This window comes from uncultured Holdemanella sp. (assembly GCF_934754935.1).
In the GTDB taxonomy this organism is placed as follows: domain Bacteria; phylum Bacillota_I; class Bacilli_A; order Erysipelotrichales; family Erysipelotrichaceae; genus Holdemanella.
Genome location: NZ_CAKVJB010000007.1, coordinates 34,243 through 56,875, shown reverse-complemented (window position 1 = coordinate 56,875; position 22,633 = coordinate 34,243). Strand labels below are relative to the sequence as shown.

24 protein-coding genes are annotated in these 22,633 nt (G+C 31.8%); all 24 read right to left on the bottom strand.

Annotated elements, in window-relative coordinates; translation table 11 throughout:
• Positions 1 to 636: 636 nt before the first annotated feature.
• The 24 genes from Q0E86_RS03050 to Q0E86_RS02935 all read right to left on the bottom strand — a co-directional run bounded on the left by Q0E86_RS03050 (position 637) and on the right by Q0E86_RS02935 (position 22,623).
• A complete protein-coding gene (locus tag Q0E86_RS03050) occupies positions 637 to 2,448 on the bottom strand; it encodes an LCP family protein (RefSeq protein ID WP_295754465.1) in 1,812 nt (603 codons plus the stop codon).
• A 116-nt stretch (positions 2,449 to 2,564) separates the two neighbouring features.
• Positions 2,565 to 2,927 carry a hypothetical protein gene (locus Q0E86_RS03045; RefSeq protein ID WP_295754463.1) on the bottom strand — a complete coding sequence of 121 codons (363 nt, stop codon included), beginning with the start codon at positions 2,925 to 2,927 and terminating at the stop codon, positions 2,565 to 2,567.
• 1 nt (position 2,928) lies between these two features.
• Entirely contained in the window at positions 2,929 to 4,404 is a 1,476-nt protein-coding gene (locus Q0E86_RS03040) for an LCP family protein (protein WP_295754462.1), read from the bottom strand.
• Positions 4,405 to 4,406: 2 nt separating this feature from the next.
• Entirely contained in the window at positions 4,407 to 5,774 is a 1,368-nt protein-coding gene (locus Q0E86_RS03035; protein WP_295754461.1) for an exopolysaccharide biosynthesis polyprenyl glycosylphosphotransferase, read from the bottom strand.
• Between the two features lie 87 nt (positions 5,775 to 5,861).
• Entirely contained in the window at positions 5,862 to 6,554 is a 693-nt protein-coding gene (locus Q0E86_RS03030) for a hypothetical protein (protein ID WP_295754460.1), read from the bottom strand.
• A gap of 5 nt (positions 6,555 to 6,559) precedes the next feature.
• The gene (locus tag Q0E86_RS03025) at positions 6,560 to 6,778 is read right to left on the bottom strand and encodes a hypothetical protein (RefSeq protein ID WP_118011531.1); all 219 of its coding nucleotides are present in this window, start codon (positions 6,776 to 6,778) and stop codon (positions 6,560 to 6,562) included.
• Between the two features lie 32 nt (positions 6,779 to 6,810).
• On the bottom strand, positions 6,811 to 7,098 hold the full coding sequence (locus tag Q0E86_RS03020; RefSeq protein WP_295754459.1) for a hypothetical protein: 288 nt from the start codon (positions 7,096 to 7,098) through the stop codon (positions 6,811 to 6,813).
• 57 nt (positions 7,099 to 7,155) lie between these two features.
• A complete protein-coding gene (locus Q0E86_RS03015; RefSeq protein ID WP_295754458.1) occupies positions 7,156 to 8,199 on the bottom strand; it encodes a type II TA system antitoxin MqsA family protein in 1,044 nt (347 codons plus the stop codon).
• Positions 8,200 to 8,224: 25 nt separating this feature from the next.
• Positions 8,225 to 8,650: a hypothetical protein gene (locus Q0E86_RS03010; RefSeq protein ID WP_295754457.1), complete on the bottom strand. Its 426-nt coding sequence runs from the start codon at positions 8,648 to 8,650 to the stop codon at positions 8,225 to 8,227.
• Between the two features lie 242 nt (positions 8,651 to 8,892).
• Positions 8,893 to 9,501 carry a phosphoribosyltransferase gene (locus tag Q0E86_RS03005; RefSeq protein WP_295754456.1) on the bottom strand — a complete coding sequence of 203 codons (609 nt, stop codon included), beginning with the start codon at positions 9,499 to 9,501 and terminating at the stop codon, positions 8,893 to 8,895.
• Entirely contained in the window at positions 9,461 to 10,180 is a 720-nt protein-coding gene (locus tag Q0E86_RS03000; protein WP_295754455.1) for a PHP domain-containing protein, read from the bottom strand. Before Q0E86_RS03000 ends, Q0E86_RS03005 begins: the two co-directional genes overlap by 41 nt.
• A 30-nt stretch (positions 10,181 to 10,210) precedes the next feature.
• The gene (locus tag Q0E86_RS02995) at positions 10,211 to 13,879 is read right to left on the bottom strand and encodes a hypothetical protein (protein ID WP_295754454.1); all 3,669 of its coding nucleotides are present in this window, start codon (positions 13,877 to 13,879) and stop codon (positions 10,211 to 10,213) included.
• Positions 13,880 to 13,970: 91 nt separating this feature from the next.
• On the bottom strand, positions 13,971 to 14,534 hold the full coding sequence (locus Q0E86_RS02990; protein WP_295754453.1) for a hypothetical protein: 564 nt from the start codon (positions 14,532 to 14,534) through the stop codon (positions 13,971 to 13,973).
• Entirely contained in the window at positions 14,515 to 15,225 is a 711-nt protein-coding gene (locus tag Q0E86_RS02985) for a CpsD/CapB family tyrosine-protein kinase (RefSeq protein WP_295754452.1), read from the bottom strand. Before Q0E86_RS02985 ends, Q0E86_RS02990 begins: the two co-directional genes overlap by 20 nt.
• Before the next feature lie 2 nt (positions 15,226 to 15,227).
• A complete protein-coding gene (locus Q0E86_RS02980) occupies positions 15,228 to 16,004 on the bottom strand; it encodes a tyrosine-protein phosphatase (RefSeq protein ID WP_295754451.1) in 777 nt (258 codons plus the stop codon).
• Positions 16,004 to 16,711 (bottom strand): YveK family protein, encoded by a 708-nt coding sequence (locus Q0E86_RS02975; RefSeq protein WP_295754450.1) that lies wholly within the window; start codon positions 16,709 to 16,711, stop codon positions 16,004 to 16,006. The genes Q0E86_RS02980 and Q0E86_RS02975 overlap by 1 nt, the downstream gene beginning before the upstream one ends.
• Positions 16,712 to 16,834: 123 nt before the next feature.
• Positions 16,835 to 17,629, bottom strand: coding sequence for a hypothetical protein (locus tag Q0E86_RS02970; protein ID WP_295754449.1), 795 nt, complete (start codon positions 17,627 to 17,629; stop codon positions 16,835 to 16,837).
• A gap of 131 nt (positions 17,630 to 17,760) precedes the next feature.
• Positions 17,761 to 18,333, bottom strand: a complete 573-nt coding sequence (locus tag Q0E86_RS02965) for an SLATT domain-containing protein (RefSeq protein ID WP_295754448.1) — start codon at positions 18,331 to 18,333, stop codon at positions 17,761 to 17,763.
• Complete coding sequence (locus tag Q0E86_RS02960) at positions 18,311 to 19,195, bottom strand: SMODS domain-containing nucleotidyltransferase (RefSeq protein ID WP_295754447.1); 885 nt, start codon at positions 19,193 to 19,195, stop codon at positions 18,311 to 18,313. The genes Q0E86_RS02965 and Q0E86_RS02960 overlap by 23 nt, the downstream gene beginning before the upstream one ends.
• 246 nt (positions 19,196 to 19,441) lie before the next feature.
• Positions 19,442 to 20,035, bottom strand: a complete 594-nt coding sequence (locus tag Q0E86_RS02955) for a hypothetical protein (RefSeq protein WP_295754445.1) — start codon at positions 20,033 to 20,035, stop codon at positions 19,442 to 19,444.
• A 223-nt stretch (positions 20,036 to 20,258) separates the two neighbouring features.
• Positions 20,259 to 20,627: a hypothetical protein gene (locus Q0E86_RS02950; RefSeq protein WP_295754444.1), complete on the bottom strand. Its 369-nt coding sequence runs from the start codon at positions 20,625 to 20,627 to the stop codon at positions 20,259 to 20,261.
• Between the two features lie 10 nt (positions 20,628 to 20,637).
• A complete protein-coding gene (locus tag Q0E86_RS02945) occupies positions 20,638 to 21,072 on the bottom strand; it encodes a hypothetical protein (protein ID WP_295754443.1) in 435 nt (144 codons plus the stop codon).
• Between the two features lie 103 nt (positions 21,073 to 21,175).
• Positions 21,176 to 22,408 (bottom strand): nucleotide sugar dehydrogenase, encoded by a 1,233-nt coding sequence (locus Q0E86_RS02940; RefSeq protein ID WP_295754442.1) that lies wholly within the window; start codon positions 22,406 to 22,408, stop codon positions 21,176 to 21,178.
• A 17-nt stretch (positions 22,409 to 22,425) separates the two neighbouring features.
• The gene (locus Q0E86_RS02935) at positions 22,426 to 22,623 is read right to left on the bottom strand and encodes a hypothetical protein (protein WP_295754441.1); all 198 of its coding nucleotides are present in this window, start codon (positions 22,621 to 22,623) and stop codon (positions 22,426 to 22,428) included.
• Between the last annotated feature and the right edge of the window lie 10 nt (positions 22,624 to 22,633).

Genomic DNA, 22,633 nt, shown 5'->3' with positions numbered 1-22,633 from the left:
CGTATTATGCCTTACATGCCGCAGAAAATCAACTATTATCCCTATAAATACAGAATATAATAGAATCACTATCCCAAGGCTGTTCCATCTTTTTACCATTTTCCTAGACCCGAGTGTGAAATAGAATCATATCCGATAATCGATCTGCAAGTTGTATTCCCTTTCTTGCTTCTTCTGTTTTAACACGTGCCATAAGTGATTGAATCACCTTTGTGTCTATTGGTTTATCTGGCATTTTCATTAGAAAATGCATTGGTCTGTTTGCTAAATGATAATATACAATTGCAATGATGAGGAAAGCTCAAAAAAAATATTGGATAAACAAAACCATGACAACCAAAACAAAACCTACCTTCTAAAATGTACACGTTTAGAAAAGGTGTTTTGCCTCGTATCTGATTTGTTTGCGATAGCGGAAAATATTAGGGTGAATAAACTAAAAGTTTCCGAAATGGGAAAACAATATGATATTTTGCGTATACTGTGCCATACTGAGAAAAAAGAAGGAACGCAGATATTTCCACGTTTCTTTTGAGCGACTCTTTTTTCCATTCAATATCCTTGAAATTTACAACTGGCATAGCTCCATACCTTGCATTTTACGCATTAAAAAAGATACCCAAAGGTATCTTAGTTTTAACCAGCCGTATCATCATAACTATCTTCACCATAATAGTTATCGTCTGGATTGTAGTAGTTTGAATCATCATAGCTTGAATCATAGTTATTACTATAATCATAATCATAATCATTGCTGCTACCATAACTATAATCATTGCCATAGTCATAATCATAATCATAATCATTACTACTATAATTTGATGAAGATCCACTATTATTGATAATGCCCATCGCTTCAAGTTCAGCAGTATTACCAATCGCATTGTCTTTGCTTGGTGTTTGAGAGAATCCAGAAGGATCTTCTACAGTTTCAGAACTCTTGCCATCAATGACAGCTTGAATTTTCTTTCTTGCCACTTCATTCATAATATCATTTTGCACTACAACACTCGCATAGCTTTGTGCTTGATAACAAAATTTAGTATCTGAATCCGCAACGATTGCGTAAGATTCAATCTTCCATTTAGGCATTGAATTTAATTCATACTTCACAAACTTACTGATTTCATTACCAGATAGGTTTGTATCAAACGCAACCGCTAAGGCATCCATAAACTTACCATAGTTCGTGATCATCTTAGGTGAGATCATACGTTTAAACATGGCTTTAAATACTTTTTGTTGGTTACGAACACGCTGGTTGTCACCATCCGCATACGCATGTCTTTCACGCGCAAAAGCTAATGCTGTTTCACCATCCACATGATGCTTACCAACACTTAAACCAGGCTGAGAATTCGTATAGAAGATATCGACTTCTTCACCTTTTTTAATATCCAAATCAATACCGTCTAAAGCATCTACTAAACTTACAACACTCGAAAAGTTAATACGAATATTATAATTAATTGTGATTCCCAAAGCTTTTTCAATTGTCTTTTCCGTACTCTTAACACCCATTAAACCCGAATGTGTTAATTTATCATAACTACCCTCAGGACAAGCTTGTTCTTCATTGTCTGGACAAACAAGTTCTACATAATAATCACGAGGAATACTTGTCATTAAAATCGTACCTGTTTTAGGATTGACCGTTAATAATAAGTTGGCATCACTACGCGTATTTGAATCTTGTAACGTACCATACGAATCATTACCACTCACTAATACAGTAAACGTATCCTTAGTAATATTATTTACTGGATCACTTGGATTATCTGTCTTAGTAACTTTTGTATAATGCACATTTTGATGCACGACGCGAGAATCCGTTTGGAAATTAAAATAAGAATCCCCCTCATGCAAAATATCACGATACTTTTCATTTAAACAAATCGCATCTACTTCATTATCATATAAAGCTTCCATCATATCATCCAATGAAGAATAATCCTTCGTCGTATATTTGATCTTGTCTGAATCCAAATCCTTCAACATACGACTTGTAGCCTCTTCATCCATATCCATGATCGTACCAATCTTAGCACCAGCAAGATCCTTCTCTTTTTCAATCGAAGAAGCCTTTAAAACAACAATCGAAGTAGAAGTGGCCTTACTATCCGCAAGACTTGTCACCTTGTCAAAAGTATTATCCGTTTTAAAAATAAAATAATTGCCAAAAGCTAAACCAGCACACATACATAGTGCAATTAGTCCCATTAAAAGTCTTGAAAAAAACTTACGAGCTTTAAAATGCAACATTAATATAATAATCAAAGTCAATATGATTAAGACTAAAGACACTAAGATCATGAGTTTCATTGGTAATAAATTCAAATTAATGATTTGAAAAATCAATAATGCCAAAGCTGCAATCATGAATATTGTCAAAAATTTACTGATTACTCTATTTGATTTTTTACCATTCTTTACATTTTTTTTAGGCATAAAAATAATCTCCTATAAACTTCTATGTGGCTCACAATTTCATATTATATAATAATTCCAACCCTTTTGGCAAATCAGCTAAAAAAATGAGATGGTCAATATAACCATCTCACTACCTACATATATCTTTCACAACGATAAGCAAAACCTTTAAAGCCATTCTCTTTAGCCTGGTATAAATGCTTTTCATAACCCAAACATTCAGCTTTGTGTTTATAATCCAAAGACTTTTCTAAGTATCCATTCAAACTATCAAAGAAGAATAGAAATAAACCGCCTAGAGTACATACAATACTTGCTAGAACAAGCCAAATGACAGGGATAATAATATAAATTACATTTAGTACAATCACTGCCATAAATGAACTAAAACACGCAATCATTAGTCCAATATGAATCTTATGATACTTATCTGATAAACCCTCATACCTTCTTATACAAGGATCTACTTGAGAAGCAATATAATCATCGCTAGACATATTACTGAACATCCTCACTCGATTTTCCTGCAAGAACAGCATTAATTTTATCCTTAGCCGTTTTAACCGTACTTTGATCTGGAACCATAACAGATGCAGCATCACCAAGTTCAGCACACATTAAAGTATCACCTGTACCATCAACCATATACTGCTCCATCTTCCAAGTTGGATTGTTGTTTAATTGATACTTAATTAAAGCCGTAATCTCCTCATTTGACATTGTCGTAGAGAATGTATTTGCCATCGTATCCATAATGGCTGCATAATTCGTAATCACACTTGGTTTTGTAGCCTCTTTTACAATACCCATAAGAACTTGTTGTTGATTCTTAGTACGCTGACGATCTCCTTCTGTATAAGAATAACGCTCACGCGCAAACGCAAGTGCTTGTTCTCCATTTAAGTGATTGACACCTTCATGCACACTAAATTCTGAAGTCGTAGTAGCATATCCAGGCTCTACATAAACATCCACGCCACCTAATACATCTACAAGTTCTGTTACTGTATCAAAACCAACTTTGAATGTATAGTTGATTTCAATACCCAATAATTGTTCTACAGTACGCTTTGTCGTATTTGTACCATGAATACCTGTATGCGTAATCTTATCTAAAGCTCCTTGCATACATCCATCTCCTGCATCACAAGCTGTTGTGACATAGAAATCACGTGGTACAGAAGTTAAAAGAATCGTGTGTGTTTTAGGATTAACAGTCGCAACCATAATCACATCACTTCGTCCATTTTCATCAAATCCACCACGAGAATCTGATCCAGAGATCAATACATTAAATGGTTTGGAAGTAATATCACTTACAGAAGATGCAGAATCATTATTTTTAACTTTATAAGAAGTTTGATATACAACACGCGTATTCGAATCAAAGTTCGAATAAGCTTCCATATCCAAGATTTGACTACGACTTGATTCATTAATAATAATAGAATCCACTTCCCCATTATAGAAAGCTTCTAATAAAGCGGTCATACTATCATATTCAGTTTGATTTAAAACAATACCTTCACTATTCAATTCCTTAAGTGCTTTTTTAGAACCCTGTTCATTCAAGCGTAAACTACCAACACTTATACCATTCAATTGAGACTTATTCTTAATTGAACTTGATTCTTTGACAACCACACTCACTGTATTTTTGGCATGTTTGGCAACACTCGTAATATTACTCAAAGCACCTTGGGTTTTTGAAATATAATACCCACCCATGCAGGATGCAGCACAAACAACTAGAGTTAATACAATACAAATAATTTTAGAAACCACATTCCTACTAAAATACACAAGTAATAACACAAAGATGGCATCTAATACAACCACACCAATCGTAAGTGGAAATAAGAATTTAGATGGCAATACATTCAAACGAATTACTTGATACAATAAATAGAATGAAGAAATCACCAATACAATACTTAACAGAATACTTAATGCTTTAGAAAATTTACTCTTCATAATTAAACAGCTCCCCTTCCATATAAAACTTGTTTTACTGTCTTACAAAGCAATGTAACATCCAGCCAAAATGACCAGTTACGATAATAATACTCATCTAATACTAAACGTTGTTCAAAACTTACATCACTACGACCATGACTTTGCCACATACCCGTAATGCCAGGCTTACACGCAACCACGTCCTCATAATATTCACCCATATCACTTTTTTCTTTAGGCAAATACGGTCGAGGACCAATCAAAGACATTTGTCCAAAGAACACATTGATAAATTGAGGGAATTCATCCAAACTCTTCTCACGCAAGAAATGTCCTGCACTTGTGATACGAGGATCATTTGCGAGCTTTTTATTCTTTTGATACTCTTCACGAATCTTAGGATCACTTACCATTAAATCCTCTAGAATCTGATCTGCACCAAGCACCATTGTACGATACTTATACATCTTAAATTCCTTACCATTCTTACCAATACGCTTCTGCGTAAAGAAGACAGGCCCTCTATCGCCTTCCATACGATTCTTAAAGAATACATAAACCGTTAAAGGAATTAAAATGATCATTCCACAAAGCCCTGCACAAATATCCATACAACGCTTTAAAATATAAGATCCCAATTGATTGACACCACGAGAATTTGAAATCATTAAAATACCATCAAAATCCTCAACCTTCGTATCAAACGTAACTAAGCCAGTTACCTGAGGTAAATATTTAATATTCAATACCTTACCTTTAAATAACTCAAACAAGCGGTTTAAATTCTTTTTGTTGATTTCTGGAATCGCAATCAATACCGTATCAATATTATGCGATTGAATAAACTCATCCACCGAATCCAATTCAATCGTCTGCTTTTTAGAAACAACCTGCTCTTGATGAATCCCATACGATTTACAACTCACATAGCCCTGTACATCTAGTAATGAATAACTATTACCACGACACACAAAAGCCAATTGTGCAGCCGTATGACCCGTACCTACAATTAACGTATTATGTTTATAACGCTGACGGAATATTTTATGCGAATATCTTGAATTACAACCCGCAAACACAAATAAGACAAGCGTTAATAATAAGAACCCATATATTTTACGAACCGTCCAAGAACTAAATGGGAAAATCAAAAAACTACCAAAGAAAAAACCCAAATGTGAAAGAATCAATAAACGAATCTCATCATACATCAATAACACTTTTCCTTGATAACGCCCAATCAACAACTGCATTAAAAAATACAAAGCACAAAGCTTAATTGTATACTCTCCATAAAAACGCAAGACATTGATTTCTTGCAGGAAATTAATTAATATCCAATAAAATATAAATTCTATCGTTATCTTTAAAGTACCTATTTTTGACATAGTCTAAATCTCCAAATATAAAATCTTATATATTATATAAAAAAAAGAAGAAAAGCACAAATCTACGTACCCTCTTCCATCCTCTACTCATGACTTGATCCATTTTTTATTTTTATAATCGTATTTATAACCAAACACAATCAGAAAAGCATTTACCATTTGAAAATAAGTTATCGTATTATTAATATTACGAATTTCTTCAAGTTGTAAAGCCTTTGTAAATGAATCCAAAGTATATTCCTTTTGAAACTTTATACCTTGTTCAAAAGAATCATAACAATGTAAATTGTTTTGGATTATATCAAATACCTTAGTAAATAATTTTTTAATTCTTGGAAAATTCAGAATTAATAAATCAAATGCCAGAGGATTTTGTTTATAAATTTCATTTGCAGCATCATAAAATTGTTTAAGAAAATCAAGTGCTCCACCAGCACCAATACCGCCAAGTGTATCAACTAAAAATTCAAGATGATCAAATTCATAACCATATTCGTAAAGTTCAAAAATTTTTGCATCTATAGGATCAAAATTGGTCTTTAATACTCCATCATCAAAATAATAGGACATCCCTATAACACGAGTGTACTTATCATTAAATTGTTCATTTTTAAAGCATAAGTATACGTTTAAAGGTACCTCAATACCTAAAGGATCAAATACATCCCTTGCGGTTGTTGTATCAGTAATTGAAGCAGTACCATCATAAATCAGCGAATATTCGACTCCATTTTCAGTTTCTGAATTTCGATAAACAACAACTTTCATTTCTTTTGACATAGATACTACAACGTGCCCTCCTTCGTCTCCCTATTATAAATACGCACAAATTCCTTGTATTCACTTGAATCCTTGGACATAGGTGCTTTGATTACAGTATTTTCATATAGCGCAAAATCCGTATGAATAATATTCTTACTCTTATCCCATATATTTAATCCTGCAATTTTAATTTCTGCATTTTTGAACTCATTTTGAATCACATCCGCAAAAAGTGTATTCATTGTTTCCTTACCCTTTTTTATTCCGAGATCATTCAGCTTATATCACCTTTAAAAACAAGTTTCATAATTCCTATTGTTGATGATAATAGTGCACTAATAATACTCTTATTTACATCAAACCCAAATATTACCGTAATCGACACTATCATTGTGAGCTGAGTTGGAAACAAAAGTGCACAGTCAGAAAACGGAATAGGTACAACCACTTCACCTGCCGCTGCAAGCGCTGCGGTTACTACTATTGCCTGTGCATGAGTTTTTTCATCCAATGCTACTATCTGTACATTTTGAAGAGTATCAATCAGCTCGTCTGGTAACACCTCTCTTATATCTCAGATATTAAACTCGATACCATGCTGAGTATTTAAATCTACCTTTTAGAATTCTTTCAATGTGGTACATAACGAAAATGGTATGATTTGCTGCATTAGTGTTTCCTGATAAGCATCTTCTGCGTGCATATACTCAATAATGTCATTTGTTGTAGAATTCTTAAACTTATTAGCCACCTTGTAGATAATATCTATTTCTTCTGGTGTCAAAGCATCTAAAGACACTCCTGATTTTGCTTGAATATGGTAACTTACCATTTCCTCTCTCTCTATTTCTTCTACTGTCAATTGTGGAAGATAAATAATTTCTGAGTTTGCAATAGGCAATGCTCCATATTTTTTATGCTGATAAACCAATCCGGTTATTGCTCGACCTCTTTGTTTATAAGCCAATGCGTCTGCATACCAAAGCATCTTCATCAATTTTACTTTATATAAATTTTTACAATACTGTGCAAAAAATGCCATTGTTGCTCCAAGTTTGTTTAAATCCAATACCTGATATCCATTAAACTCACAAGGTCCATCGAATTGTACATAGCGATTTTCAATGGTTTTTCTGTTTAACTGTTCAATACCGATTGTCTCTATTCTATGCTGGATTGCACTTCGCAATATCTCGTACTTTTCCTTTGAGAACTTTTCACGCTGTTTTTTCAATCTCTCAAGTGCATAATACGGATCATCCTTTACCATACGAATCAGCTGATCATAGGTCTCATCCTGAATCGATTTTGTTTCATATCTTGTGATGGTTACTTCTCCCCATCCTAGTAGAACGGCCAAATCCGCTTGGCTCATTCCATATAATCCTCGAATTTCTGCAATCTCATAAGACGTAAGCAAACCATGCTTTTTTCGGTATGCATTTCTTGCACTCTGAAGATTCTGATTCATTAAATCTGCAGATACAAACTCATCTTCTTCATAATCAACACTCTCTGGACAAAAGAAGTAAACCTCCTCATAAGAGGTAACCTCATTTTTAATCAGCATTTCGCCAATTCTCTTTCTTTTTTCTACAAAGTGTACTTTGTCGCAAAGAGGGCAATATCTTTCAACTTTCTCGATCAAATAATTGTCCTTCATTTTGGTATCCTCCTCTCACAAAAATTTAACCCTCATATGGCAATGGGCTAGGTTTAGGATAACGGGCAAAATGGAAAGAAACACAAAATACTTTTCCAGTCGCCCTATCCCTAATTTTTACCTTAATATACACATACCTTGTCTGAATATTCCTATAGAACACAAAGAAAGGTGGAGCAGTCACATTTCTGTCATCTAACATCGTCTCAGCATAATCTTCTACCGTGATTGCTTTAAGTTCTTCACACACATCGTTCGCATCAAACTCTAAATCTGCCATTGTATTTATTGTTGTATAAGGATCCGTTGCACTTTCATTTCTCTTTTTAGGAAGAATATCCAAATCTCTTTCAATCTCAAATGTATCTGATTCTAATATCGCCTTTAACTCACTAAGAAACTGCTCTACGAATTCTTTGGAGTCAATTCTTGAATTTCTATTCGTAGCCACTCATCCTTTCTTTCCTTATTGACAGTATGTACTATCAATTGATAGTTGTCAAGACTTTTGCTATCTGATGATTCCTTGGCTGTTTCAATTTTTCACCGCATTAGGAGCATCATACATCGAAAATACTAAATGCCTTATTACCTATACGATATTTGCAATATGTTCTTTGAAGTCAAAATTTTCTATGTACCCCTTAATCATTATGTAGGTAACTCGCTAAACCATACATCTACGGATTTTGTTTATAAAGTTCCTTCTTTAGTTTCTTCATTATAAATACGCACAAACTCCTTATATTCACATGAATCCTTAGACATAGGTGCTTTTATCACTGTATTTTCATAAAGCGCAAAATCCGTATGAATAATATTCTTACTCTTATCCCATACATTTAATCCTGCAATCTTTATCTCTGCATTTTTAAACTCATTTTGAATCGCATCCACCACTTGTTTCATTGAATGCCCTGTATCAACAGAATCATCCACAACTAAAATACGATCAAAAGATTGTCCCTTTAACTTTTCTAAGCTTTCATGAAAATGAATCTTTCTTTCCGTATTCTTGTCATGCGTATTTGATTTTAATTCCATACTTATCAAGAAATTACGCACAAAATTAGGCATTAAAGAAATAATAGGACCCACAATCTCCTTTAATTTATTTCCCTCACGTGTTGCACTAATTCCTACCATTGGCACTTCAAAGACCTCACTCATCTCTTTACCAATTAAATAGCCTGCTCTAGCTACATAAATCACTAAATCCGGACAATATGTTTTCTTTAATTCTCTAGCCCAACTATTACATTCACTTTTTAATTTTTCTATTGATAACTCTGTGTATTTCATTGAAGTTCCCCTTTACGATCATTTTAATTAACTTAGCACATTTAGTCACCTTATGAGCCAACTTTATACATGGCTTTGTATGGAAAGTACAAGATTGAATAACACTCTTAAACTCTAAACTATTTCTAGGAATAAAATCCACTTCCATATAGTTTCTACCAATTTCCATTAAAGTATGTGCATCTGAACCTATTACTTTTACTAAGCCATATTTGTTGGCAATACGTTCCTGCATAACAGAATACTTCTCTTCTACATTTCTACCATTATAACATTCTATACAATCAATACGATATGAATTCGAAGAAATACAATCCTCATCTAGTACTGTTTTAGCTCTCTTTTCATCATAAGGGTGCGGTACATATACTACACCACCCTGACTCTTAATACGATCAATTGTTTCATCACAAGATAATCCAACAGGTATTTCTTCATTTAAGTAAAGTCCAATAATTTCTCCTGATGTTGTCATAATTTCTTCTCCAACAATCACAAAGACTCTATTCTTTCTTTTTGAACAATATTCTTTAAATTTTAATGCACCCTGAATATTATTATGTTCACAAATCGCAATCGCATCAATATGACACAAGCGACACTTCATATACAATAGTGAATGCAGAAGTAGACTATCTTTTGAATATCTTGTATGGCAATGTGTTTCTAAACGAATCATAAACTACTCCTTTACATATTGATTAACTAACTAATAAACACTTCTAATATTTTCTACGGATAGTTCTTTTTCCGTCAACATTTTTATGTCTTTATGATAAATTTTTGTACTTATTAAAGGTTGATCCAAAATAAATAAACCAACGACTTCCCATTCAACATCTTCAAGATTATACTGTATTTTAAAATCTTCAATATGATTACTACACCAATCTACACGACGGCTATGTTTATCGTAGAAACATCTTTTCTTTTTAGTGCTCTCAAACATTTTCTTATATTCTAAATACATTTCATATGGATTTCTTGATACATTAAATCCTTTAACCTCACCTGCAATAATTTTATGATATTGTTTATCAATAATCAAAACATCTATATCCCCTAATGGATTTTTGTTTTCCGCTATTTTATTTCTGTTTACTTTACTTACATTGGAGTATACATCAAATGTATTAAAACTTTTTAATTTTCGATAAACAAGTTCATTAAATTCAGCACCTCTGACATCACTTATTTCACCTATCAGTGATTCCATTTCTTTAGATTTTGTCTTTAACTTACCATTATCAATTAAATCCAATACAAATAGAATCATATGGCTTAATTGACGGTTTCCCCAAATCATTTCATCATCACGAATAAGTATAGGTCGTCGAACAAATGATAATTCTCTATTGAATCTCCAAGGATACACATCCTCATTTCTAAATGGTTTAGGGGCAGGAAGATATTTATCTCTTCGCTTTAAAGAAACAGATTCAATTATTAATGAAATTGTATCCTTGTCTAATTCTGAATAATTTGTAGTTAAATATTCTATGATTTCATTCGTTTTTGCCGTAAAAACCGTATCACCTTTTAATGTTTTACTATATTCATTTAAACCTTCCACAAAATCAACAAGCTGTTTTAAAGTATATCCAAACTCTTTTTCAAACACAATATCAATATCATTTAAATAATTTTTACGCTCCACCCATTGAATTGCATCTTTAAAAGTTGAAGAAGATAATAATTGATTTTTTCTGACAGTCTGATTCACAGTATACATATGTTCAAATTCACCGTGTTTCAAACCCACACGATGCGATTTTAGAATTTCAACTGGTGTATCAAATATCTTATAGTAGAATAAATCATTTTTATAAGACCAATCAATAATCAAGAAACAAATTGCCAATAATCGTTCATATTGACCTTCTCCAATTGGAACATTCCCCTTTGGAGGAATCGCTGCAACATATTCTACAAGGAATTTTAAAGCGACCGAAGTTTTATTGTCAGTATTGATTTTTTCTAAAATATCTTGTTCCTTTTCAGGATAACAAGCAATATCTTGAGCATATCTTTGATGAATCAATACATTTTTATATAAAAGCTTTTCTAAATCATCATAGAATATTTCCAGAAGATTCTTTGAATCTAATACACTAACCTCATCTTGCAGTTTTTTAAACAAAATATCAACTACAGCATGCATAAGGTCTGATTTTTGTTTACTATCACGAACAACACCAATACCCCACTGACCCGAACGTATTAATTCTTCTCCTATTTCATCAAGTAACATATCTTCATCTTCATCATGCACAAAATGATTGTCTTGATTAAAAACTGGCTTAAAACATGGATTATTTTGATAATTTATAAAATGAAGTTTCTTTCGCATAGGATTTATAAACAACGAATCTATATTTAAGTCTAATTTATTATTCCCAGTAATCATTTTATTTAAATGCTTGATTACGATTTGCATGAATTCTTTTTCTCTTGAATTATCATTACATTTTAAATATTGAAACGATTCAGGTGAAACCCATAATTCCAACACCGGAAAGGTATCACAAATTTCTAATGTTTCTTTCAATGAGTGTATGTCTTTGTCGAACAATTGATATTGATCTGCTTCATTCGTCAACACTAAATGAATCTCATAAGTTCTTTTACAACCATCAATTTGATTTAAAACAAACCTACATTCAGAAAGCCAATATGAAAGCATGTCTAACAGCATTCGACATAAATCTATTTGTTTTCCATCCTTAAAATCATTGGCTTTTATCCATAAATTAAAATGATCAAACACCAAATAATAACAAATTTCATTTCGATACACACAATTTGGTTCAATATAAATCTGTCTAATATCATCCTCAAGAACAACTTCTGCAAAAGTACTATTTTCCGTACCCTCAACACATCTTTTATCTTCCTTTTTAATAGCTCGGATAATATAATCAATGGAATCTCCTAGAGTAAAAATAGTTGTAACCTCACCAGCCGATATATCATCACTCATATAGAAAGAATGATTTTCCCGATACAACTCAATCGAATTCAATTCACTCACTAGACCCGTATCAATTGTGTTTAATTTACTTTTCGCCATTAAATATCTAGGTATAAACATAGTCGTACTTTTTTCATTTATACTGATACACATCAGTTCAAATGGATTTACTGATAATGGTGTATAATAATAAACATTTTTATTAAATCCAAAAGATATAGATCTTCCAATGGAATTTGTAATCACTGTAAAAAATACATCTTCTTTTTTTATTCCAAAATTTTCGATTTTAGAAAAAAGATAAGATAAACGACCATCAATAATTTCATTATCAACCGTTTCACCCTTTGAATGTAATGTAAATGCAGTATAATCCTTACAAAAGTCATACACATACATCACAATCATAAGCTGATTATTATGAACACTTGCGATATATTCCTTATACCCATCACAACTAAACAATTCAATATCCATTTGAGATTCTAGTATTTTTTTATGTCCTAAATTCGACAAATAATGCTTACACTCATTAAAAATACGCTGATTATAACTTTCCATTATGTTTTCATATATTCCATATTTTTTAGCTATAGTCAAAATCCAATATACTAGAGCCGTTGGTAATAACCCAGCATTTAGAAGAATGTATTGATCTAATTCCTCATTGTATAAAAATGGACACGTATAAAATGACTTATTATCCGAATCACTTTCAAACTCAACTCCAAATTCAATTGTAACAAGATCCAATAAATATTTATTATAATGAAGAAACTTTCTAAAAGTATCACCAACTAAAACAACTAACTCAGAATAATGATTTAATACTTCAGAAGAAGGTATAATTATTTCATTTCCTTCATCTTCTTCATGATTGTTTTCAATATCTTTAATAGAACAGACTATATCTTCTGAAATATGAAGCATAGCATATACCAATATATATACCTCATCCAAAAATTCTTTTGGATAAGAATTAACACCGACAAATAAACTAGATATCATTTGTTGAAGATTATATGCCGGGGTCTGATCAATTCCATTTAAAACTCTATAATTACCATAAAACATTACATTTTGTGCAAACATATTTTCAGGTGGATCAATCGAAAGTTTTAAGCTCGTGTTAGAAATTCCATTAATAATTCTACGAAATTTCCCTTGACTAATCTTATATTTAGAATCGAAACAATCTAAAGATTCATGTAACAATCCATCTATATATGTATCTAATAAAAGTGATTTTGATTGGTTTTGATGCAATAAGTTTAATGCCGAAACTCTAGAAATCAAATTAAACACATCATATTTTTTCGACTCTTCAATCATTTCTAAAAACTTATCATCTGAAGCAGTCATATCAAAAAATTTATCAACCATTTCTTCTAAAGAAAACGAATCCATTAGTTTACCTCTCCATTAATATATTCATCACATCAATTTTAACATACCAACACAAAATAAAAAAACCTCCCATTTCTGGAAGGTAGTATGCTTATCCTAAAATTGTAGATATTACAGTAAATGTAGCTGCATCCACAACAGCTGTAGTAGTAACACCATTCAATACAAATGTAACTGTATATTGGTTTGTATTTGAATCTAAAGAACAAGTAATATTCGTAACATCATCTTGTTCTAAGCCAGAATTTGCCAATACCGCATTGATTGCCTGTTGTTGACCTTCATCAAATGAAGTTGAAGACTTTTCTTCTTCTTTTTTACTAGTTGTTGATTTTTCTTTCTTAACTGGTTCTTCGACCTTTTCAGTTTCAGTAGTCTCTTCTTTAGCACCACGCTTAAAACTACGCTCTTTTATAATACCATCTTTACCAATCTTATATTCATAAGATCCACCATTTGTATTAAAAGAAACAATATATGAACCTTTTTGTTCTTTGATTGATACATTTTCACATTCACTTTTTGTGGCATTCGCATCATCTCTAGCTACTTCTAAAATATCATCTTTTGTGATTTCTAAACCAGATTTACTACAGCCTGTTAGAAGTAGACCAAAAGCTGTAAGGAATATTAAACTATTTCTTTTTACCATCATCGTCTCCTCCATAACCATATCCATATCCGTAGCCATAACGGTTTTCATCACTCATATCCACTTTGTTTAATACAACACCAATCACGTGTCCACCATTACGTTTTAAGTCATTGATAGCAGTTTTAACTCTACGTTTATCTGAAGATTTCGCATCCACTACATATAATACGCCATCACTCACATTACTCAATGGAATCGTATCTGATGCAATGGCCATTGGTGGTGAGTCTATAATAATATATCCAAATTCTTTACGAGCCTGTTCTAAAAAGCGTCCCATTCTTTTAGATCCTAATACTTCACTAGGATTAGGTACTCTATGACCTGCTGTAATAACAGTCAATGTTTGTCCACCATCATATTGAACTTGTTGAACACCCTCATAAGAATTAATACTTAAACCTTCTTGAAATTCAGAAATAATATTTGTTAGTCCTGAACGATTTGAAATATGTAACGTTTTATGAACCGATGCATTTCTTAAATCACAATCAACTAATAATACATTTTTATATTTAGCTGCCATAATACGAGCCAAGTTACAAGCTATAGTACTCTTTCCTTCATTTGGAACCGTACTTACACAAGTGATAACCTGCATAGCCTCATCCATTTGACTAAACTCAATATTTGTACGCAACCCACGATAAATCTCATCTACATCAAACTGATTTCTCTTTTTCTTTGCCATTTCTATCTCCTAAAGAAACTAAAACGCTTCTTTTTCTTTACAACCTCAATATTTAATATATCCATATCACTCAAGATACGCTTAGGATTCTCATAAAATAATATATCCGCATTATCAGAACCAATACGCTTTGAAACAACAGAATACGCATCACTCAATTTAGAAATACGATGTCCACTACATCTATGTGTATCTGTACCAATCACATCACAATATCCATCATCCAATAAAGATAATGCATTCGATTGAATCGTCTTTCCATGCATTCCTAAAATCGAAGTACGATTGATTTGTAGAACACAACCCATATCAATCCAATTATCAATAATTGAATAATCAAGTCCTGAATGAAAATAACGCTCAATATGCGCAATAACAGGAACAAAACCCTTTACCTTCAATTCATACAAACAATCATCTCTATAATCAATTGAATGAATATCACGAAGAACATTATATTCTACAAGCATATATCTAGATCCATTTAATGTAGGATATAAATCCATATCCAATCCATCAATAAATTCACTATTCATCATGACTTCCCCACCACAATAAATAGGAATCGGACTCATTTCCTTTAATTCCATTTGACGAGAAACAATCTCATTATAAATAGAAACATCTAATTGACCAGGAATAAAGTGTGGTGTACTACAGATTCCTACAAATCCATCAGAAAGAGCTTGATTCAAAGAACTTTGAGCATCCTCAATCGAAGGCATACCATCATCTATACCCCAAGCGATATGTGAGTGAATATCTATAAACTTAGCCATTATAATTCAGGAATCTCACAGAAAACAGGAATACCCAAATATTTTTCTGCCTCTTCTTTCGTACGCAAACGATTATCAAATAAGAATCTTAATACCGCATAACCAACACCAATTACACCACCAACTAAAGTAGCAAGCATTGTGTTCTTCTTAATATTAGGTCCACTAGGAACATAAGACAACTTAGCACGATCCACAACCTCAATATTACGAACATTCAAATTCTTCTGCATAGTCTTAGTAAAAGTACTTACTGTATCATTAGCGATATCCTTAGATAACTTAGGATCTGTAGTTGTAGCAGTAACGGTAATAATTTCTGTATTCGATTCATTACTAACACTAACAAGCTTTTTAACACTATCAGCACTTTCTAATCCAACATCTTTAGCTACCTCAGACATAATGTTATTCTGCGTTAATAAATTAACAGCATTCGTAACCAACTTACTATTCGCCATCTGCGAATTATAATCCAAAGATCCACTCTCACTAATCTGAGGTGTTAAATAAATCGATGTACTAGCTGTATATGTTGGAGCAATCAATAACTTAGTTCCAAAGAAACCACAGACTCCAAACAATATACATAACACAATAATCAATTTAATATATTTCAAAACCGCACGAAATAATTCTAATAAATCAATCTCTTCCATTTCATTCAGATCATTACTAGGCATACGATCTAATCTACTCTTTGCCATAAAAGCCCTCCCTTTTCATTCATAAAACATACTTAAATAATATATCATAAAAACAACTATATTTTTAATATAATTTAATCATATATGTAAACAATTGTTAATTTTCATGAAAAAATAAACTCTTTATCTATCAATCATGATCAAATAATGTCTACCAAGTGATGTAATTCGATAACTATCCGCTCCACTCACCCTTTTTAAATTAGGAACCTTTACATCATTTGGATTCTTTTTTCGATTCTCTCTTTTAACGTTTTCCAAATACTTTACAATCGCTTTTAAATTATCATCATTCATTTCTTCATTTCGACTCTGTAATAAACCAAATCTTTCTAGCTTCTCCTTGATAAAGCGGATTTGATCCAGTTCAAGATTTAATTCATTACATATTGAAACAATACTCTCACCTTCAGCTTCTAGATTTGAATACGCTTTTAATATACGAATATCCAAATCATTCAATTGAGACATTGTTTTAAAAAACATCAAACCCAAATCAATATTTGTATGATCTGATTTCAAGAGGTTGATATACCCATTCACATTATAATCAACCATTCTTTCCTGTATCTCATCCACTATATTATCCAATAATGCCTCTGTAATCTGTCTGGTATATAATGGATTATTTTCTAATAGCTCATTCATTCTATTTTCTAGTTCGGTTTGTCTACTCTGTATGATATTTAAAGCATTCAAAACATTTCTTTCAAGACGATGTTGGTTGAATGAAAGAAGAATATTATTCGCCACAGGTAGAACAGATCCAACTACTTGACAAGCTAACATTCCCACACCTCTATCAAACAAAATGTTTCCTGCTTCTTGAATAACTTGCGGTAATAGTTTTTCTACAACTTCTTTTCCAACTTCTTCTTTTGTCGCATCTATTAAATCCTCTAATTTATATTGATCCATAGTACCTCCTAATCCTTAAATAGTATATCTTTGATTTCATTCGTCCATTTCCTACAACTCGAAAAGACTTTCACTGTCTAGATATATGCCATGCCCGGCATACCAAAAAGGAAGAATTCAACAAATCCTTCCTAATATAAAGATTCACTACTTTTTCTTAAATGAGATGGTAACATTTGATTGAGTTCTTCGTTTGTAAAGAACTGTTCTTCTTCATTTTTTAATGCCTCTTGCGCCTTCATATAACTTCTAGAATTTGTCTTAGGCGTTTTTTTGTAAATTTCATAGGTTTTTTGTAACAAAGAATCTCTAGTAGATATTATATCTTCATTGCTTAAAATATCGAAATCTGTCATTAAAGAAACATATTTTTCTCTAATAAGCCACAATTCATCTGCTGCTAAAATATGTTGTTTTATCTCATTTTCTGGATTAAAATTTTTGAAAAACAAGTTAAAAACTAATAATACTGTTGAGAAAATACCTGCCACTACCGTACAAACATTTTTATTTGTAATAATTGCACCTAGAAATCCTCCAGTTGAACAGGCAGATAATACAATTTGGCTGTATTTTATTATTTTTAGATTCCTTTCTAAGGAATTCACTTGCTTTAAATGGCTGGTATATGTATAAACAACTCTACCAAATGAATTTTTTAGTTGTATTAATAATTTTTCTCTATATTGGGAATTTTGTTCCATAGATTTCCCTCCATTTACTATACCAAGTATACGAGTATCCTTTGTCATATGCATCAATAGCTGATAGAGATAACTCATAAGCTTTTTTTGCTTCGTTTTTAAAAGAATATTTTTTTGTGACATGTTTATTATCGCCGAATTTTACCCAATATTCTTTATCAGCATTATCATAAAGATATTTAAAGAAATCTCTAGATAACCAATCATAATAAAAATATGATTTATCAGCATATTCATAGTCCTGCATAAATCGATATGCAATAGTATCAATTAAAATTCCACTCATAAACACATTCATATTTGAGTTCCAAGCGCGTGCCATACGACATAACCGTTTTAGATTATTATTAGAAAGAGAATTTCTCCCATTAAAACATTTCATTTCTTCTTTTGGGTCCATATATTTCCAACTTCCTCCATTATGAGTGTCGGGATAAACATATGTACCATCATTAAGTTTAAAAGAAGGAACAATTTCAAATTTAACTCCATTTGAAAAATCAATAACTACTACTTGTCCATCACCACTTACATTGGATGATGAATAGGTTTTTTGAAGCGATGATTTTACGGACTGTAACAAAGCCGATTGCCCATTCCCAATATAATTATTATATTTTATATATTCAGACCACGGTAATTCAACAACGATATCTATATCACTCGTATATATTGCAGTACCTCGTCCATATGAACCTACATAAAAACTGTGGCTTGTTTCTGAATCTGTAAGCCAAAAATCTTTATTTATTCTTTTAGTAATAGCATGATAGCGTGTTTGAACATCTTTTACAATATAGTCGCTCATTCTAAGATTCTTACATAGTGTACTGAAATCTTGACTGACTGAAATATCTGACATTTTACCCCTCCTAATCTTGAAGATTATAAAATTATTTAACTAATACACTCTGTCGAGTGTATAACTTTTGTATTTCCTATAGCTCTTCTCCTCTTTGCTTTTAAGGGTTTAAGTATAAATGTTGTCCGAGCACAAAATCAGCTTTAAACAGTTTTGTGGTATATGCCGTCCTTTAAATTCTTGGAAAGCATAATCACCTAATCCCCATTCAAATTTATTGTACCAGAATTAACCGGTCTTTACCTATTATAATTTGATACCTATTCGGTCCAAGATTAAAGTAAGTTCCTTTCGTTTTTCTGGGTCTGATGTTCTGACTAAAGTATATCCTTCTTGTTGTATTCTTCGTAATATGTCAAATGTAATATCTGCTCTAGCATTTAATTTATTTAAAGTATCCTTAGTCATAGGAGATTTACGAAGATACCACCAGAAAGGTAAATCTAATTTACTTTTAGCATATTTTATAGTATTGACAAAGTAGGTATCCTCATTATAGTAAATAAAATGTGGCTTATCATTTAAAAGATGTTTTTCCATATTTTCATAGAAATCATCTAAACGATTGTCAACTAAGATCTTTACAAGTATTTGATGAGGAATTTCACTCAAATACTCTGTTATCATACCAGTATTCAAAATATTTAAAGGCGTATAATAATAATTCTTTTCAGCAGCAAGAACAATACTTAAGCCTACACTTTGACTATCAAATGCGTCAAAATATACATTGACATTAACATTGTTATATTGATAGTAGAATTTTAAACAGGTAGCCTTTGTTTTTTTAGGAATATTGTTATAAATATTTACTAAATAGTCTTTTGTACTTTCTTTCATAAGTAAATTTTTCTCCTTCTCCAAAAATTAAACAGTTAGATATAAACACCTCTAAGAACTTAACTCGAAAAATTGGTTTTCACAATATATAATCAAGTAAAATTTTCAAATTAAAAGGCTTAACAAGCAATTTGATGACATTGCTATAATTCTGTCACTTACACGAGTAACCATTCGTTCTTCAAATACATTAAACAAGTGATTTTAAAGATGTTTTTCAATCTTAGCAGTACGTACTGTGGAAACTGTTCACTGTATTTAAATGATTGAACTTATCATAAGACTCATGACTGATTAACACTTTCTTTGTGCAGTTCTTACTTTCTAAAAGTTCGTTGTAACTGTTAGATCCGTCTAGCATTACAAAAGACTTAGATTCAAGACATTCACCAAATCTTAATAGATCTATGGATGATGGCTTGCCATAATTTAATGTTCTGGCAATTGTATGTCCAAATCTCTGTATTGCAGTAATGATACATACCTGCTGATTCGATAATCCTCTTTTTGTGGCAGGTGTTCCACGATGTTTAGGTTCTACTCCATCAATCTTAGTTCCTTTATGATTGTATGGAGTATACTTTTCATCCATTTCAACTTCATTACCTACTGTGTATGGGATATTCCTCAGTACCTAGACTAACCAATAGTTTATGGCGCATATTAAAAACATTGCGTTCATTTACATTGATTTTAGCAGCCGTTTCTTTAAGAGATACACCATTCAATGTATCTAGAATAAGTTCATTCCATTTAGATTGGTCTTGGTGAGAATAAAAAGTAAGCTGACCGCGGTCAATAACAAAACGTTTACCGCATTCTTTACAACGAAGCATCTGTTTACCAGAGTTGGCAAAACCGCTTTTAACCAAACGAGGATGATAACATCCACATTTAGGACAGTAGTCAAAATGATACGTATTCATTTTACTGTTTGTATCTAAAAAGTCAGTGATTTCTCGATCAATCTTTTCGATTTGAAAAGCTTGTAAAGCAGCAATAGTATCTTGGTTTAAATATTTTGAAGTTCTTGTCATAAGTGTAGTCTCTCTTTCGTTTACACCTATACAATAAATCTTAAATCGACATTATTAATGTCGAATATATTAACAAGTCACCAATGTATCTGTTAAGCCTACATTAATCTCTTCTAAACAAATCACGAGTATATACTTTATCTTGTACATCATCTAAACAACTATCATAACGATTGGCGATGATGGCTTGACTTAAAGATTTAAATTTCTCTAAATCATTTACAACCTTACTTCCAAAGAATGTTTCTCCATCCTTTAAAGTAGGTTCATAAATAATAACTTTAGCACCCTTAGCCTTAATACGCTTCATAACACCCTGAATAGAACTCTGTCTAAAGTTATCACTATTTGATTTCATAGTTAAACGATAAACACCAATAACTACTTCATGTTCTTTAGATTCATCCCATGAATCATTAGCCTCATAAGCACCCGCAATTTCTAATACACGATCAGCAATAAAATCCTTACGAGTACGGTTTGATTCAACAATCGCTTCAATTAAGTTTTCAGGTACATCCTGATAATTAGCCAATAATTGTTTAGTATCTTTAGGCAAACAATAACCACCATATCCAAATGAAGGGTTATTATAATGAGATCCAATACGAGGATCTAAACAAACACCATTAATAATATCTTGAGTATTTAACCCTTTCATTTCAGCATACGTATCTAGTTCATTAAAGTAAGATACACGCAAAGCTAAATAAGTATTCGCAAATAACTTAACAGCCTCAGCTTCAGTAAAGCCCATAAATAAAGTATCAATATTTTCTTTAATAGCACCTTCCTGTAGTAAAGCAGCAAATTCATGACTTGCCTTAACTAACTTTTCATCATTCTCATCTGTACTCACAATAATTCTAGAAGGATATAAATTATCATATAAAGCCTTTGATTCTCTTAAGAATTCTGGGCTAAAAATAATATTAGAAGTATTATACTTCTTTCTTACACTCTCCGTATAACCAACTGGAATTGTTGACTTAATAACCATAATAGCATTTGGATTGTACTTCAATACTAATTCAATTACATTCTCTACTGCACTTGTATCAAAGAAATTCTTCTTACTATCATAGTTAGTTGGTGCAGCAATAACTACAAAGTCAGCATCCGAATAAGCATATTCTGCATCTAAAGTAGCCTCAAGATTTAAATCTTTTTCAGCCAAATACTTCTCAATATATTCATCCTGAATAGGCGACTTCTTAGAATTAATTAAATCCACCTTTTCCTTAATAATATCCACTGCCTTTACCTCATTATGTTGAGATAACAAACAAGCAATACTCAATCCTACATATCCTGTTCCTGCAACTGCTATTTTCATAAAACATCATCCTTCCTTTAACTAAATAGCTTTTTATTCTCACAATTAAACTGTATTGGGCCTACAGTCTTGTGCACAATTCTATCTAAAAACATATCGTAAGGCATTATCACCTTATTACTCACAATAAACCTCATTCCATCTGAAACATGAATTCCTTTTTCTTTCTTATTAAACTCATATTTCCCACCTGGTTTAAATGTATCATCAATCATATTTAATCAC

Coding starts and splice junctions, on each gene's coding strand:
- Q0E86_RS02985 (WP_295754452.1), bottom strand. CDS start 15,225: ATGGCAAAGAAAAAGAGAAATCAGTTTGATGTAGATGAGATTTATCGT.
- Q0E86_RS03015 (WP_295754458.1), bottom strand. CDS start 8,199: ATGAAGGACAATTATTTGATCGAGAAAGTTGAAAGATATTGCCCTCTT.
- Q0E86_RS03040 (WP_295754462.1), bottom strand. CDS start 4,404: ATGAAGAGTAAATTTTCTAAAGCATTAAGTATTCTGTTAAGTATTGTA.
- Q0E86_RS03030 (WP_295754460.1), bottom strand. CDS start 6,554: ATGTCAAAAGAAATGAAAGTTGTTGTTTATCGAAATTCAGAAACTGAA.
- Q0E86_RS02960 (WP_295754447.1), bottom strand. CDS start 19,195: ATGTCAGATATTTCAGTCAGTCAAGATTTCAGTACACTATGTAAGAAT.
- Q0E86_RS02940 (WP_295754442.1), bottom strand. CDS start 22,408: ATGAAAATAGCAGTTGCAGGAACAGGATATGTAGGATTGAGTATTGCT.
- Q0E86_RS03000 (WP_295754455.1), bottom strand. CDS start 10,180: ATGATTCGTTTAGAAACACATTGCCATACAAGATATTCAAAAGATAGT.
- Q0E86_RS03005 (WP_295754456.1), bottom strand. CDS start 9,501: ATGAAATACACAGAGTTATCAATAGAAAAATTAAAAAGTGAATGTAAT.
- Q0E86_RS02965 (WP_295754448.1), bottom strand. CDS start 18,333: ATGGAACAAAATTCCCAATATAGAGAAAAATTATTAATACAACTAAAA.
- Q0E86_RS02990 (WP_295754453.1), bottom strand. CDS start 14,534: ATGATGGTAAAAAGAAATAGTTTAATATTCCTTACAGCTTTTGGTCTA.
- Q0E86_RS02980 (WP_295754451.1), bottom strand. CDS start 16,004: ATGGCTAAGTTTATAGATATTCACTCACATATCGCTTGGGGTATAGAT.
- Q0E86_RS03035 (WP_295754461.1), bottom strand. CDS start 5,774: ATGTCAAAAATAGGTACTTTAAAGATAACGATAGAATTTATATTTTAT.
- Q0E86_RS03045 (WP_295754463.1), bottom strand. CDS start 2,927: ATGTCTAGCGATGATTATATTGCTTCTCAAGTAGATCCTTGTATAAGA.
- Q0E86_RS02995 (WP_295754454.1), bottom strand. CDS start 13,879: ATGGATTCGTTTTCTTTAGAAGAAATGGTTGATAAATTTTTTGATATG.
- Q0E86_RS02935 (WP_295754441.1), bottom strand. CDS start 22,623: ATGATTGATGATACATTTAAACCAGGTGGGAAATATGAGTTTAATAAG.
- Q0E86_RS02975 (WP_295754450.1), bottom strand. CDS start 16,711: ATGGCAAAGAGTAGATTAGATCGTATGCCTAGTAATGATCTGAATGAA.
- Q0E86_RS02970 (WP_295754449.1), bottom strand. CDS start 17,629: ATGGATCAATATAAATTAGAGGATTTAATAGATGCGACAAAAGAAGAA.
- Q0E86_RS02955 (WP_295754445.1), bottom strand. CDS start 20,035: ATGAAAGAAAGTACAAAAGACTATTTAGTAAATATTTATAACAATATT.
- Q0E86_RS03025 (WP_118011531.1), bottom strand. CDS start 6,778: ATGAATACACTTTTTGCGGATGTGATTCAAAATGAGTTCAAAAATGCA.
- Q0E86_RS03050 (WP_295754465.1), bottom strand. CDS start 2,448: ATGCCTAAAAAAAATGTAAAGAATGGTAAAAAATCAAATAGAGTAATC.
- Q0E86_RS02950 (WP_295754444.1), bottom strand. CDS start 20,627: ATGGATGAAAAGTATACTCCATACAATCATAAAGGAACTAAGATTGAT.
- Q0E86_RS02945 (WP_295754443.1), bottom strand. CDS start 21,072: ATGACAAGAACTTCAAAATATTTAAACCAAGATACTATTGCTGCTTTA.